Source organism: Devosia sp., assembly GCF_017307495.1.
GTDB lineage: Bacteria > Pseudomonadota > Alphaproteobacteria > Rhizobiales > Devosiaceae > Devosia_A.
In genome coordinates, this window is sequence record NZ_JAFKHE010000012.1 from 237,453 (window position 1) to 251,520 (window position 14,068).

General features: G+C 65.0%; 10 protein-coding genes. All 10 read left to right on the plus strand.

Translation table 11 applies throughout. The annotated features are described in order from the left end of the window. Nucleotides 1-221 precede the first annotated feature (221 nt). The 10 genes from dnaE to lpxD all read left to right on the plus strand — a co-directional run bounded on the left by dnaE (nucleotide 222) and on the right by lpxD (nucleotide 14,049). Nucleotides 222-3,692 carry a DNA polymerase III subunit alpha gene (gene dnaE / locus J0I99_RS01700; protein ID WP_291395435.1) on the plus strand — a complete coding sequence of 1,157 codons (3,471 nt, stop codon included), beginning with the start codon at nucleotides 222-224 and terminating at the stop codon, nucleotides 3,690-3,692. Between the two features lie 745 nt (nucleotides 3,693-4,437). Beyond that, nucleotides 4,438-5,223 (plus strand): 30S ribosomal protein S2, encoded by a 786-nt coding sequence (rpsB, locus tag J0I99_RS01705; RefSeq protein ID WP_291395438.1) that lies wholly within the window; start codon nucleotides 4,438-4,440, stop codon nucleotides 5,221-5,223. A 75-nt stretch (nucleotides 5,224-5,298) separates the two neighbouring features. After that, the gene (gene tsf, locus J0I99_RS01710; RefSeq protein WP_291390303.1) at nucleotides 5,299-6,222 is read left to right on the plus strand and encodes a translation elongation factor Ts; all 924 of its coding nucleotides are present in this window, start codon (nucleotides 5,299-5,301) and stop codon (nucleotides 6,220-6,222) included. Between the two features lie 114 nt (nucleotides 6,223-6,336). Beyond that, a complete protein-coding gene (gene pyrH / locus J0I99_RS01715; protein ID WP_291395440.1) occupies nucleotides 6,337-7,050 on the plus strand; it encodes a UMP kinase in 714 nt (237 codons plus the stop codon). Between the two features lie 27 nt (nucleotides 7,051-7,077). Then, nucleotides 7,078-7,638, plus strand: a complete 561-nt coding sequence (gene frr / locus J0I99_RS01720) for a ribosome recycling factor (protein ID WP_291390301.1) — start codon at nucleotides 7,078-7,080, stop codon at nucleotides 7,636-7,638. 35 nt (nucleotides 7,639-7,673) lie between these two features. After that, complete coding sequence (locus tag J0I99_RS01725) at nucleotides 7,674-8,435, plus strand: isoprenyl transferase (protein ID WP_291390300.1); 762 nt, start codon at nucleotides 7,674-7,676, stop codon at nucleotides 8,433-8,435. Further along, the gene (locus J0I99_RS01730; protein ID WP_291395442.1) at nucleotides 8,432-9,322 is read left to right on the plus strand and encodes a CDP-archaeol synthase; all 891 of its coding nucleotides are present in this window, start codon (nucleotides 8,432-8,434) and stop codon (nucleotides 9,320-9,322) included. Before J0I99_RS01725 ends, J0I99_RS01730 begins: the two co-directional genes overlap by 4 nt. Nucleotides 9,323-9,404: 82 nt before the next feature. Next, entirely contained in the window at nucleotides 9,405-10,514 is a 1,110-nt protein-coding gene (gene rseP / locus J0I99_RS01735) for an RIP metalloprotease RseP (protein WP_291395444.1), read from the plus strand. Nucleotides 10,515-10,792: 278 nt separating this feature from the next. Continuing rightward, entirely contained in the window at nucleotides 10,793-12,919 is a 2,127-nt protein-coding gene (gene bamA, locus J0I99_RS01740) for an outer membrane protein assembly factor BamA (RefSeq protein WP_291395446.1), read from the plus strand. 89 nt (nucleotides 12,920-13,008) lie between these two features. Then, nucleotides 13,009-14,049: a UDP-3-O-(3-hydroxymyristoyl)glucosamine N-acyltransferase gene (lpxD, locus tag J0I99_RS01745; protein WP_291395448.1), complete on the plus strand. Its 1,041-nt coding sequence runs from the start codon at nucleotides 13,009-13,011 to the stop codon at nucleotides 14,047-14,049. The last annotated feature ends 19 nt before the right edge of the window (nucleotides 14,050-14,068 follow it).

Consider the following 14,068-nt stretch of genomic DNA (forward strand, 5'->3'; position numbering starts at 1 on the left):
GCTGGACAAGAACGAATTGGGAACATAAAAGAACGAACCAGAAACTTTGGAGGTTCCGATGCTCTCGTTCGTCAAGGATCTGCTGGCTTTCGTCACCATCTGCGGCTTCTCCGTCGCCTCGCTGACCTGGATGGATATCGCCTCCCGACTCGTGTGACGACACTGTGGATAGATGCCCCTGTGAGTGGCCGCGGGCGCGGCGACGGGGGTAGGAAGACACTATGTCTGGCCCCGGCTTCATCCACCTGCACGTCCACTCCGCCTACTCGCTGCTCGAGGGGGCGCTGCCGCTCGGCAAGCTGCTCGAGCTCGCCAAGGCCGACAAGCAGCCGGCCCTCGGCATTGCCGACACCAACAACCTGTTCGGCGCCCTCGAGTTTTCCGAGAAGGCAGCCGGCAAGGGCATCCAGCCGCTGGTCGGGGTGGAGCTCGCGGTCGATTTCTCCGCCATGGAGGACACCCAGGATCGCATGCAGGAGCGCGGCCACTCGCGCGACCGGCTGGGCAAGGGTGGGCTGGTGCTGTTCGCGGCGACCGCCGAGGGGTTTGCCAACCTCTCGACCCTCGTCAGCCGGGCCCACCTCGAAGGCGAGAACGGCCGCGCCGCCGCCAAGCTCGACTGGCTTGCCCCGCAGTCGGTCGCCGGCATCATCTGCCTGACCGGCGGCCCCGAAGGCGCCATCGACCCGTTGTTCAGTAACAGCATGGATACGCTTGCGCTCGCCCGGCTCGACCGGCTGCGCGACCTGTTCGGCGACCGACTCTACATCGAGCTGCAGCGCCACGGGCGTCCTCAGGAGGCGGCGAACGAGCCAAGGCTGATCGACTACGCCTACCAGCACGGCGTGCCGCTCGTCGCGACCAACGAGCCGTTCTATCCCGCGCCCGACGATTACGAGGCCCATGACGCGCTGCTCGCCATCGCCGGTGGCACCGTGCTGGCGCAGACCGAGCGGCGCAAGCTCTCCGCCCAGCACTACTTCAAGACCCGCGAGGAGATGCAGGCGCTGTTCGCCGATCTCCCCGAGGCACTCGAGAATACCGTCGAGATTGCGCAACGCATCAGTTACCGACCCAAGAAGCGCAACCCGGTGCTGCCGACCTTTGCGGCTTCCCCCGGCCAATCGGCCGAGGAGGCTGTCGCGGCCGAGGCGAGGGCGCTCTCCGAGATGGCGCGGACCGGCCTCGAGCGGCGCTTCGAGGAGGTCGGCGTGGCTCCCGGCAAGACCGAGGAGATTTACCGCGAGCGCCTGGAGTACGAGCTCGGCATCATCGAGAAGATGAAGTACCCGGGCTATTTCCTCATCGTCGCCGACTTCATCCAGTGGGCCAAGGCGCACGACATCCCGGTCGGGCCGGGACGTGGCTCGGGCGCCGGCTCGCTCGTCGCCTATGCCACGACGATCACCGACCTCGATCCGCTGCGCTACAACCTGCTGTTCGAGCGCTTCCTCAATCCCGAGCGCGTGTCGATGCCGGACTTCGACATCGACTTCTGCCAGGATCGCCGCGAGGAGGTGATCCGCTACGTCCAGCAGAAATACGGCGAGGCGCAGGTCGCGCAGATCATCACCTTCGGTACGCTCCAGGCCCGCGCCGTGCTGCGCGACGTCGGCCGCGTACTGCAGATGCCCTACGGCCAGGTCGACCGCATCGCCAAGCTGGTGCCGGCCAACCCGGCCGACCCGTGGACGCTGGAACGGTCACTCAAGGAAGTGCCGCAGTTGCGCCAGCTCGCCGACGAGGACGAGCAGGTCGGCGAGCTTCTCGCCATCGGCCAGAAGCTCGAGGGCCTCTACCGCCACGCCTCGACCCACGCCGCCGGCATCGTCATCGGCGACCGTCCGCTGCAGGAACTGGCACCCCTCTATCGCGACCCGCGCTCCGACATGCCGGTCAGCCAGTACAACATGAAGTGGAGCGAGACCGCCGGCCTCGTGAAGTTCGACTTCCTCGGCTTGAAGACGCTGACCACCATCAAGCGTGCGGTCGACATGATCAATCGCGGCGGCGGCAGCTTCCGCATCGAGGACATCCCGATCGACGACGCGGAGACCTACAAGCTCTACGCCATCGGCGATACCGCCGGCGTGTTCCAGGTCGAAGGCGCCGGTATGCGCCGGGCCCTCGTCGACATGAAGCCCGACCGGTTCGAGGATATCATCGCCCTCGTCGCGCTCTATCGCCCTGGCCCGATGGAAAACATTCCGCTGTTCAATGCCCGCAAGCGCGGCGACGAGGACATCGAGTACCCGCATCCGGCGCTCGGCGAAGTGCTGAACGAGACCTACGGCATCATCGTCTACCAGGAACAGGTGATGCAGATCGCCCAGATCCTGTCCGGCTATTCGCTCGGCGAGGCCGACATGCTGCGGCGCGCCATGGGCAAGAAGATCAAGGCGGAAATGGACGCCCAGCGCGCCCGCTTCCAGGAGGGCTGTATCCGCTACGGCCTGAAGCCGGGGCTGGCCGACACCATTTTCGACCTGCTCGCCAAGTTCGCCAATTACGGCTTCAACAAGTCGCACGCCGCGACCTACGCCCTCGTCAGCTACCAGACGGCCTACCTCAAGGCGCATTACCCGCACGAGTTCTTCGCGGCGACCATGACGCTCGACATGGGCAACACGGACAAGCTCAACGAATTCCGGCAGGACGCCAAGAAGCACGGCATCGAGATCGTTCCACCCTGCGTCAACCGCTCCGACGCGGTGTTCAACACCCACGACGGCAAGGTGTTCTACGCCATCGGTGCGGTGAAGGGCGTGGGGCAGGCGGTGGCCGAGCATATCGTCGCGGCGCGCGGCGACCGGCCATTCCGCGACCTCGGGGATTTTGCCGCCCGCGTCGATGCCCGCATCGTCAACCGGCGCACTCTCGAAGCACTGATCAACGCCGGCGCCTTCGACCAGCTGGTACCCCGTCGCGAACAGGCCTTCGCGGCCATCGACGCCATCGTCGCCACCGCCCAGCGCACCAACGCCAATGCGGCCGACGGCATCATGGACATGTTCGCCTCGGCCGAGCCCGAGCCGATCCGGATCAGCCAGTCGGTAACCAACTGGCTACCGGCGGAACGCCTCGCCCGCGAGCATGCCGCCATCGGCTTCCACCTCAGCGGTCATCCGCTCGACCAGTATGCCGACCTGTTCGATCGCCTGCGCGTCCAGCCCTATGCCGATTTCGAACGTGCCGTGAAGGAAGCCGACGCGAGGGCAGGGCGCATCGCCGGCACGATTGCGACCCGTAACGATCGGCGCACCAAAAAAGGCACCCCGATGGCGATCATCGGCCTCAGTGACGCCAGCGGCGGCTACGAGGTGATCGCCTTCTCCGAGCAGGTCAGCCAGTATTCCGATGTGTTGCAGCCGGGCAAATCGGTGATCCTCACCGTCGAGGCCGACGAGCGCCCCGACGGTATCAGCATCCGACTGAGCAAGGCCGAGCCGATCGAGGGCGCTGCCGAAAAGATCGGGCGCCGCCTCACCGTGTTTGCTGGCGACGCCAAGTGCCTCGCCCCGATCAGCACCCAGCTGAAGCCGGGCGGCGAAGGTATGGTCAGCTTCATCGTCATCCGCGACGCCGGCGCAAAGGAATACGAGATCGAACTCAAGGGCGGCTATCGGATCACGCCGGAAATCGCCGGAAGCATCAAGGCGATGGAAGGCGTGGTGGACGTTAGGCTGAGCTAGGACAGGGAAGATGTTCTGGGCGCTTGCCGCCGGCGTTGTTGGGGCGATTTTGATGGTTCTGACGCCTGGTTGGCGGAGTTGGACTGTGGTCCTGATTGGTTCAACTGCCGTCTTGGCGGTGATCTGGCTCGGCACAAATCCCACCGCAACATGCTCGGCGTTGCCGGACGGCGAAATGTGCCGCAGTGACCTTGGGTTGTTTGACCTTCTCAGGAGCGTGGTGGTGGGCGGCCCAGCACTGTTGGTTGGCGTGGCGTTCGCGTGGCCGGTGCGTTCGAGGATCAAGGAACGCCGCGAGGCGGCCTCGGTGCTCAAGATCCGACGGGCTCTCCCATTGGCAGCATCACCACCTCCACCAGCCGTCATCCCGGCGAAAGCCGGGACCCACGGCTCGAACGGAACGTGTGAACCCTGGCCGCGCCCGCCAATCCTAGATGGATCGGCACCAACTTCGGTATGCTGCGGTCGGTGCACTGGGTCCCGGCTTTCGCCGGGATGACAACGGAGTGGGCGGGCAACCCGGTTCACCGAACCGATCATCCTGCGGTGCGATCTCTGGCCCGCCAATGACCGCCGTCCACCCTTGCCACGTCCCCCAAAACCCCCTATATGCGCGGCGCGTCCGGGAATCCGGGCGTAATTCACACGCGAAGCGCGGCCGCCTGAAATGAGTTGGGCGCCCATCCGGTGGCAGGAAACTGCCAACATCCTTCGCGGCGGCAATAACCGGTAAAGGAAGCCTTCCATGGCATTGCCCGATTTTTCCATGCGCCAGCTGCTCGAAGCAGGTGTTCACTTCGGCCACCAGAAGCACCGCTGGAACCCCAAGATGGAACGCCACATCTTCGGCGTCCGCAACGACATCCACATTCTCGACCTGTCGCAGACCGTACCGGCCCTGCAGCGCGCCCTGCAGCTGATCTCGGACACCGTCGCCGACGGCGGCCGCGTGCTGTTCGTCGGCACCAAGCGCCAGGCCGCTCCGGTGGTCGCCGAGGCTGCCCGCCAGTCCGCGCAGTACTACGTCAACTCCCGCTGGCTCGGCGGCACGCTGACCAACTGGCAGACCATCTCGCACTCGATCAATCGCCTCCGCGAGCTCGAGAGCCAGCTTTCCGAAGGTGCCGTCGGCATCACAAAGAAGGAAGCCCTGCTGCTTTCGCGTGAGAAGGAGCGCCTCGAGCGCGACCTCGGCGGCATCAAGGACATGGGCAACCTGCCCAACCTGTTGTTCGTGATCGACACCAACAAGGAAGCGAACGCCATCAAGGAGGCCAAGCGCCTCGGTATCCCGGTGATCGCCATCGTCGACTCGAACTCCGATCCTGACCTCGTCGACTACGCCATCCCGGGCAATGACGACGCCGCCCGCGCCCTCGAGCTCTACTGCTCGCTGGTCTCGCGCGCTGCCATCGACGGTATCGGCCGCTCGGCCGCCGGCCGTGGCGCCGACCTTGGCGCTTCCGAGACTGCACCGGAAGAGCCGGCGCTCAGCGCCGCCGACGCCGACGAGTCGTCCGCCGCCAACTGATCCGGTTCGCTCCGGGTTACGCATTCCGAACAACGGCGCGGCTCCATCCCGGGGGCCGCGGAAAGGTGATATCAAATGGCTGTTTCCGCTCAGCAGGTTAAAGAGCTCCGCGAACTGACCGGCGTGGGGATGATGGACTGCAAGAAGGCGCTCGAGGAGACCGGCGGCGACATGGAAGCCGCGGTCGACTGGCTGCGCACCCGTGGTCTTGCCAAGGCCGCCAAGAAGGCCGGCCGCGTGGCTGCCGAGGGTCTCGTTGGCGTTGCCATCGAGGGCACCCGCGGCGCCATTGTCGAGGTCAACTCCGAGACCGACTTCGTCGCCCGCAACGACCAGTTCCAGCAGATCGTCGGCAACGCTGCCAAGCTGGCGCTAGATGCCGCCGGCGACATCGGCAAGCTGTCCGAGATGCCGTATCCCGGTTCCGGCCGTTCCGTCTCGGCGGAGCTGACTGACGCCATCGCCAAGATCGGCGAGAACATGAACCTGCGCCGCACCGGCACGCTGACCGTTTCGGATGGCGTGATCGGCTCCTACGTCCACAACACCGTGGCTCCCGGCCTCGGCAAGCTGGGCGTGATCGTCGGCCTTGAGTCGAGCGGTGACAAGGCCGCGCTGAATGCCCTGGGCAAGCAGCTGGCCATGCACATCGCCAACACCAAGCCGCTGAGCGTGTCGCCCGACGACATCGACCAGGAAGTCGTGGCCCGCGAGCGTGCCATCTTCACCGAGCAGGCCAAGGAATCCGGCAAGCCGGCCGAGGTCATCGAGAAGATGATCGAGGGCCGCGTGCGCAAGTTCTACGAGGAAGTCACGCTTCTCTCGCAGGTGTTCGTGATCGACGGCGAAACCAAGATCGCCGATGTCGTCAAGAAGGCCGAGAAGGACGTTGGCGCCCCGATCAAGGTGACGGGCTTTGTCGTCTACTCGCTGGGCGAAGGCATCGAGAAGGAAGCCACCGACTTCGCCGCCGAAGTCGCGGCCACCGCTGGCGTCTGATCCACCACTGGATAAGTCTCGGGCGGGCTGGTCCACAGCCCGCCCGAATATGTCATAACCGCCTGCGGCGCCGGAGTCGGCGCCGATACCAGGTGCGCTTCGGGAGACTTACGGATGGCCAAATCCGCTTACAAACGGATTCTGCTCAAAGTCTCGGGCGAAGTGCTCGCCGGTGACCAGTCCTTCGGCATCGAGCCGGAATTCCTCCATCACATGGCTGACCAGATCGCCGAGGTCGCCAAGAGCGGCGTGCAGGTAGCGATCGTCATCGGCGCCGGCAACATCTTCCGGGGCATGGCCGTGGCCGCCAAGGGCGGCGACCGGGTCACCTCCGACCTCATGGGCATGCTTGGCACCGTCATCAACTCGCTCGCGCTCGGTGACGCGATCGAGCAGAAGGGCCTGAAGGTAAAGGTCTATTCGAACGTTCCGATGGAGACCGTGGCAGATACGTTCACGGCCCGCGACGCCAATCGCGCGCTCTCGGACGGCTACGTCGTGGTGTGCGCCGGCGGCACCGGCAGTCCGTTCTTCACCACCGACACCGCGGCCGCGCTCAAGGCGATCGAGTTGCGCTGCGACGTCCTGCTCAAGGGCACCAAGGTCGACGGCGTGTATTCCGAGGACCCCAAGAAGAACCCGAAGGCCCAGCGCTTCGAGACGATCAGCCACGAGGAAGTCATTTCGCGCGATCTGCGCGTGATGGATACGGCGGCCTTCGCCCTTGCTCGCGACAACGGCTTGCCCATAATTGTTTATGCGCTCGACGACAAGGAAGGCCTCAAGGGCGTCCTCGCCGGCAGAGCCAGAAGTACACGCGTCGGATAAGACGCGGACCTATGAAGGAGTAGTCCCATGGCCGAGGCTTTTTCTCTGCCCGCACTCAAGGACCGCATGCAGAAGTCCATCGCTTCCCTGCGCGAGGAACTGGCGGGCCTGCGCACCGGGCGCGCCAGCGCCAGCCTGCTCGAGCCGGTTACGGTCGAGGCCTATGGCAGCCGCATGCCGCTGAACCAGGTCGCGACCGTCACCGTGCCGGAGTCGCGCATGCTGAGCGTGCAGGTGTGGGATCGCACCCTCGCCGGCGCCGTGGAGAAGGCCATTCGCAATTCCGGCCTGGGCCTCAACCCGGCGGCGGAAGGTCAGGTCATCCGCGTGCCACTTCCGGAGCTCAATGAAGAGCGGCGCCGCGAACTGACCAAGGTTGCGCACAATTATGCCGAGCAGGCCCGAGTCGCCGTCCGTCACATCCGCCGCGACGGCATGGACCTGCTCAAGAAGCTCGAGAAGGACGGCGACCTGAGCCAGGACGAAAGCCGCAAGCAGGGCGACCTGGTCCAGCAGGCCACGGACGCCGCCGTGAGCGATATCGACAAGGTCCTGGCCGTCAAGGAACAGGAAATCATGCAGGTCTAGTCTGGACCTGTAGCTGCTGCCCCTGGAGGGCGTTGATGTCCGTCGAAACTGCCGCTGCCGCGACGCCCAGTACCAAGCAGGGCCTGAAGATTCCAGGCCACCTGGCAGTGATCATGGATGGCAACGGCCGTTGGGCCAAGGCGCGCGGCAAGGTCCGTACCGAAGGCCACGTGGAGGGCGTCAAGGCCCTCCGCCGACTGGTCGACCTGTCGATCCGATACGGCATCAAGCACCTGACGGTCTTCAGCTTCTCCTCGGAGAACTGGCGGCGCCCGCGCGACGAAGTGAACTTCATCTTCGGCCTGCTGCACCGCTTCGTCGCGTCCGATCTGGCGACGTTGATCCAGAACAATGTCCGCATTCGCATCATCGGCTCTCAGCAGGGCCTGGACGAGCCGCTGCGCCGACTGATCGCCGATGTCCAGGACAAGACTGCGGCCAATACCGGCCTCGAGCTGATCGTGGCCTTCAACTACGGAGGCAAGGACGAACTCACCGAGGCCACCCGCCGCATCGCCGCCGAAGTCGCGGCCGGCCGGCTCAACGTCGAGGACATTAGCGAGGAGACGGTCGAGCGCGCGCTCTACACCGTCGGCATCCCGGATCCGGACCTCATCATCCGCACCAGCGGCGAGCAGCGCGTCTCGAATTTCCTGCTCTGGCAGGGTGCCTATTCGGAGCTCGTCTTCATCGACGAGAACTGGCCGGATTTCAGCGAGCAGGTCTTCCTGCGCGCGCTCGACGAGTACTCATCGCGTTCCAGGCGCTTCGGCGGGATCGAGTCGAGGAGCCCGTGAGCGCACCGGAGGACAAGCGTTCCCAGTTCAATCCGCTTGCCCGCCGGTCGTGGACAGACCTTGGCCCGCGCGTTGCATCGGCTGCGGTCCTGCTCGCTCTCGCCATAGTCGGGCTGTATGTTGGTAGCTACGTGTTCGCGGCCATCGTGGGCGCCGTCTTTGCCGGCTGCTATCGCGAATGGGAACGCATGGTGACGCTGAAGCCGCTGACGACCGCAGGCGGCGTCCTCATCGCGCTTCTCGCCGTTTCCGCCCTTGTCTTTCCGGCGTTCGGCCCGCTTGCCGCGCTGGCCCTGGTGGCGGTGGCGGCAGCCCTCGCCGCAGTCACGGCAACACCCGGCATCCGCCTCTGGCGGGTCGGCGGCGTCGTTTTCTATGGCCTCGTCATCGTCATGCTGATGATGATCCGCGGCGAGGCCACCTGGAACCAGCCCGGCACCTTCGACGCGGGCCTGTGGGCCGGCCTGATGCTCGGCTGCGTCATCTGGGCCACCGATACCGGCGCCTATTTCACCGGCCGGCAGGTCGGCGGCGAGAAGCTCGCCCCGGACATCTCCCCCGGCAAGACCTGGTCCGGCGCCATCGGCGGGTTCGGGCTAGGCACGCTTGTGGGCCTCATCGTCTGGTTGCTCGTCGTGCCGCACTCGCCCTGGTGGATCGGGCTGCTACTGGCCGCCTCGATCAGCATCCTGGGCCAAGTTGGCGATCTCGCGGAGAGCGCCATCAAGCGCCGCTTCCGCATCAAGGACTCGGGCGACATCATCCCCGGCCACGGCGGCCTGATGGACCGGCTCGACAGCCTGACCTTCGGCATAGCCTTCCTGTTTGTTGTCGGTGCGTTGCACGGCGGGTTTGCAGCGGTGGCGGCGGGCTTCCTATATTGGTGATGCGGCGTCGCGCCGTATCGCAATCTTAACGCATTCGGGCCCTAGGTTTTCGTGACCGCCGGGGGCGCACGGAACGGACGACATGGACTTCATCTTCTGGCTGCTTTCCTACGTGGTGCCGTTCCTGGTCGTACTGACCATCATCGTGTTCGTGCACGAGATGGGGCACTACCTGGTGGCGCGTTGGAATGGCGTCGCCATCCAGACGTTCTCGCTGGGCTTCGGCCCCGAACTGATCGGCTTCGACGATCGGCACGGTACGCGCTGGCGCCTGTCGGCCATTCCGCTGGGAGGCTATGTCCGCTTCGTCGGCGACATGAACGCGGCCAGCATGCCGGACGAGTCGTTCATCGAGCGGGCCGGGCCTGAGCTCAGCAAGCAGCTCTTCGTCAACAAGAGCGTCTGGCAGCGCATCGCCGTCGTGGTGGCGGGGCCGATCGCCAACATCATCTTCACGCTGCTCGTCCTCTATGCCCTGCTGCTCGGCTATGGCCGCTATACGCTGCCGCCCGTGGTCGGCTTTGTCGGGCCCTGGTCGCCCGCTATGGCCGCCGGGTTGCACTCCGGGGATCGCATCGTGTCGGTCGACGGGTATGACGTCCGGGGCTTTGAGGATTTTCAGCGCCTGGTCGCCACCGCACCGCAGCGCACCATCACGATTACGCTGCAGCGCGACGGCGAAACCCGTACCCTGACCGCCACTCCGGATGCCGTGGAATCGACCGATCGCTTCGGCAACCGCCATCGCATCGGGCTGATGGGCGTGACCAACCACGTTCAGCAATCCGACCTCGTGCTCTACCGGCCCGGCCCGGTGGAGGCGATCGGCATGACCTTCGAGGAAGTGCGCTTCATCGTCGACCGAACTGCGGCTTTCCTCGGCGATTTCTTCGTCGGCCGCGGCGACGTCGACCAGCTCGGTGGGCCGATCAAGGTGGCAACCGTGTCGCAGCAGGTGGCGAGCCTCGGCATTATCCCCCTCATCAACCTGATGGCGCTGCTGTCGCTCAACATCGGCATCTTCAACCTGCTGCCGATTCCCATGCTCGATGGGGGGCACCTGATCTACTACATCGCCGAAGCGATCCGCGGACGGCCGCTGCCGCAGCGCGTCCAGGAGGTCGGCTACCGGATCGGTCTCGCGGTCGTCTTCAGCCTGATGATCTTCACGCTGATCAACGACCTGTTCTGAGCGTAGCCAATGCGGGGCAGGGGCAATTTCTCCCCCTGTCACCACATTGCCGCCGCACCTTCACCGCATTTTCCGAGAAGCCACGGGTCGGCGTTAACCCTTGGATAAGCTTGGTTTTCTAGGTGTTGCAGGAATACACGACGCCCAATCTTTCGCTAACCTCGAAGCCGGTCGCGGCTTGTCCGTGGTTAAAAATCCAGTAAAAGCTTTTGATGGAGTGAGCTGGGAACGCTGTGCATGGCGATTCCCGGCATAGGTCGCACGAGGCAACAAGAATCATGACGAACCCGAAAAAGCTGATGCGCGGTATTTATCTGGCGCTCGCCCTCGTGTTGGCGGCGCCGCTCGGCATCAGCGGCACGTTCATCGGCGTCGATGCGGCCCAGGCGCAGCAGGCGCAGCTTGTCTCGGCGGTCCTCTTTGAGGGCAATACCGGTTTCTCCGACGCCCAGCTGCTCGCGATGGTCAACGTCGGCGAGCGCAGCACTTACACCGAGGCGAGCCTCGCGGCCGACGCCGAGTCCATTCGCCAGGCCTACGTGGCCAAGGGCTATGTCGGCGTCACCGTTACGCCGCGCGTCGAGAAGTCGGCGCAGAACGGTCGCGCGCTCATCACCTTCGTGGTCGTTGAGGGGCAGCGCACCGGCATCGCCGCCATCAACTTCACCGGCAACAACTCGATCAACGCGGGCACGCTGAAGTCGATCATCCGCACGCACGAAACGAGCCTGCTGAGCTGGCTGTTCCGTGACGACAGCTACAGCGAGGACCAGCTCCAGATCGACAAGGCGCTGATCGAGCAATACTACATGAACCACGGCTACCCGGACGCGCAGGTCACGTCCGCGGTCGGCGAGTTCGACGCCTCGCGCAACGCGTACTTCGTGAACTTCACCATTTCCGAGGGCGAGCGCTACCGCTTCGGCGAGATCGGCGTCGAGACCTCGATCGGCGGCCTCAATCCCGACCTGCTGAAGGGCACCATCCGCACCGGCAAGGGCGGCACCTACTCGCTCGCCGACCTGCAGCGCTCGCAGGAAGACATGGCCTTCGAGGCGACCGCCCAGGGCTACGCCTTCGCCGACGTGCGTCCGCGCGTCGACCGCGACGTGGCCAACAGCACCTTCAACGTCACGTACCTTGTTGACGAAGGCGCCCGCGTCTATGTCGAGCGCATCAACATCTCCGGCAACACCAAGACCCGCGACGCCATCATCCGGCGCGAGCTGGATTTCGGCGAAGGCGACCCCTTCAATCGTTCCATGGTCCAGCGCGGCAAGACGAAGATCGAAGGCCTTGGCTTCTTCAAGACCGTCAGTCTCGACCTGCAGCAGGGTAGTGCGCCCGACAAGGTGATCATCAACATCACCGTCGAGGAGCAGTCGACCGGCGACTACGGTATTACTGCGGGCTACGACACCAATGCCGGTATCCTCGGCGAGGTGTCGATCACCGAGCGCAACTTCCTCGGTCGCGGCCAGTATGTCCGGGCCGCGGTCAGCGCCTCGCAGGATACCCAGAGCTTCGACTTCTCGTTCACCGAGCCGCGCTTCATGGGCCTGCGCATCTCGTCCGGTGTTGACGCCTACTACCGCGTCAATGCCGAGACCGACGCGAACATCTACGGCACCACGGCCGTCGGCGGCCAGCTCCGCTTCGGTGCCCCGATCACGACCGACCTCAGCGGTTCGGTGTTCGTCGGCCTCGAGCAGAAGACGATCGAGGACCAGAAGGGCACGCTGTCGGACATCGTCAACGACGGCGAGACCTACGACAAGGCCTGGGTGGGATACTCGCTGAACTATAGCACTCTCGACAACAGCAAGCGTCCGACCGAGGGCCTGTATGCCACGTTCAACCAGCAGTACATCGGCTGGGATTACAACCTGATCAAGACCGAGGCCAAGGCGCGTTACTTCATGCCCTTGATGTCGGATTGGAACGTGATCGGCAGCGTCAAGGCCCAGGCTGGTTACATCGCTGCGGTTGACGGTGGGGATGTGCATCCGCTCGAGGCCTTCCGCGGTGCCGGTTCGCTGGTGCGCGGCTTCCAGAGCGGTGGCATGGGCCCCAAGCTCGACAACACCGGCGAGTTGCTGGGCTACACTGCGTACGTCGCGGCCTCCGCCGAGATCGAGTTCCCGATCCCGATCCTGCCCGAAACCTACGGTGTCCGTGGTGCGGTCTGGGCGGATGCGGCTCTGATCGACGGCAATGGTGCGGTAGCCGGAATGGGTCCCATCCGCGCCGGCTCCATCGACGACAACTTCAAGTCCTCGGTTGGTGCCTCGCTGATCTGGGACAGCCCGTTCGGCCCGCTGCGTGGCGACTTCGCCTACGTGCTGAACAAGGCGACGGACGACAAGACGCAGGTCTTCTCGCTCACCCTGCAGCAGTTGCTCTAGTTGGCAGGCCGGCGGAAACGCCGGCCTCCTTTTCTGATCAAGGCCGCGGCGCGGTTGCCCCGCGGCCTCTTTGTTGTGTAATGACGGTCATGGTCGATACGCGTTTCCATTCTTCGTCAGGGCCCATAGCACTTGGCGCCGTCCTCTCGGCGCTGGGCCGGGATGGTGCCGTCGATGATTCCCGTGCGTCATCCCTGATCGTTACCGGCGCCGAGGAACTGCCGCTGGCCGGGCCCGGGCACATCGCGCTTGCGGCCCAGGCCGAGTACGTCCCGGCCCTCGTGGAGACCGGCGCCGGCGTCGTCGTCGTCCATCCGAAGTTCCGGGCCGAGGTGCCCTCTACCGCGATCGCTCTCGTCGACAGCCGGCCGCACGACCTGTTCGTTGACCTGCTCGAGCGCCTGTATCCGCTCGGCACGCGCGGCATGGCCAAGGCGCTGTTCGAAGCGACCGGCCCGGCGCCGCATGTCGAGGAGGGTGTGCGCCTCGGTGCCAATGTCGTTCTCGGCGCCGGTGTGGAGATCGGCCGCAACACGGTCATCGGTCCGAACACGGTTATCGGCCGTGGCGTATCCATCGGCCGCAATTCGGTCATCGGCCCGAACGTCTCGATCGAATGTGCCTATCTCGGCAACAACGTCGTCATCCACGCCGGTGCCCGCATCGGCACGGAGGGCTTCGGCTGGCTGGGGCTGGCGCAGAGCAACCGCAAGATCCCGCAACTGGGGCGCGTAATCATCCAGGATTCGGTCGAGATCGGTGCCAACACCACCGTCGATCGCGGCGCGCTTGGCGACACCGTGGTCGGCGAGGGCACGAAAATCGACAATCTCGTGCAGATCGGCCACAATTGCCGCATCGGGCGGTACTGCCTGATCGCGGCGCATTGCGGTCTGTCGGGATCGACTGTACTTGAGGATTCGGTCCTGCTGGGCGGCGGGGCCTCTACCGCAGGGCATCTGACGATCGGGCGCGGCACGGTAGTGATGGGTTGGGGCGGCGTCACCAAGAGTGTTGCGCCGGGGTCCAGGGTGGCAGGGTTCCCAGCCCAGGATGCACGCAAGTGGTGGCAGGAACTCGCTACGCTCAGGCGGCTTAGCAAAGGGGTCAAAGTTGGACGTGAAGAGTGATGCGCCAGCGGAGTCGGCT

Excerpts from the sequence above, each read along its gene's own strand:
- pyrH (WP_291395440.1), top strand. The coding sequence starts at position 6,337 with ATGGCCAAATCCGCTTACAAACGGATTCTGCTCAAAGTCTCGGGCGAA.
- tsf (WP_291390303.1), top strand. The coding sequence starts at position 5,299 with ATGGCTGTTTCCGCTCAGCAGGTTAAAGAGCTCCGCGAACTGACCGGC.
- rpsB (WP_291395438.1), top strand. The coding sequence starts at position 4,438 with ATGGCATTGCCCGATTTTTCCATGCGCCAGCTGCTCGAAGCAGGTGTT.
- lpxD (WP_291395448.1), top strand. The coding sequence starts at position 13,009 with ATGGTCGATACGCGTTTCCATTCTTCGTCAGGGCCCATAGCACTTGGC.
- J0I99_RS01725 (WP_291390300.1), top strand. The coding sequence starts at position 7,674 with ATGTCCGTCGAAACTGCCGCTGCCGCGACGCCCAGTACCAAGCAGGGC.
- bamA (WP_291395446.1), top strand. The coding sequence starts at position 10,793 with ATGACGAACCCGAAAAAGCTGATGCGCGGTATTTATCTGGCGCTCGCC.
- rseP (WP_291395444.1), top strand. The coding sequence starts at position 9,405 with ATGGACTTCATCTTCTGGCTGCTTTCCTACGTGGTGCCGTTCCTGGTC.
- dnaE (WP_291395435.1), top strand. The coding sequence starts at position 222 with ATGTCTGGCCCCGGCTTCATCCACCTGCACGTCCACTCCGCCTACTCG.
- frr (WP_291390301.1), top strand. The coding sequence starts at position 7,078 with ATGGCCGAGGCTTTTTCTCTGCCCGCACTCAAGGACCGCATGCAGAAG.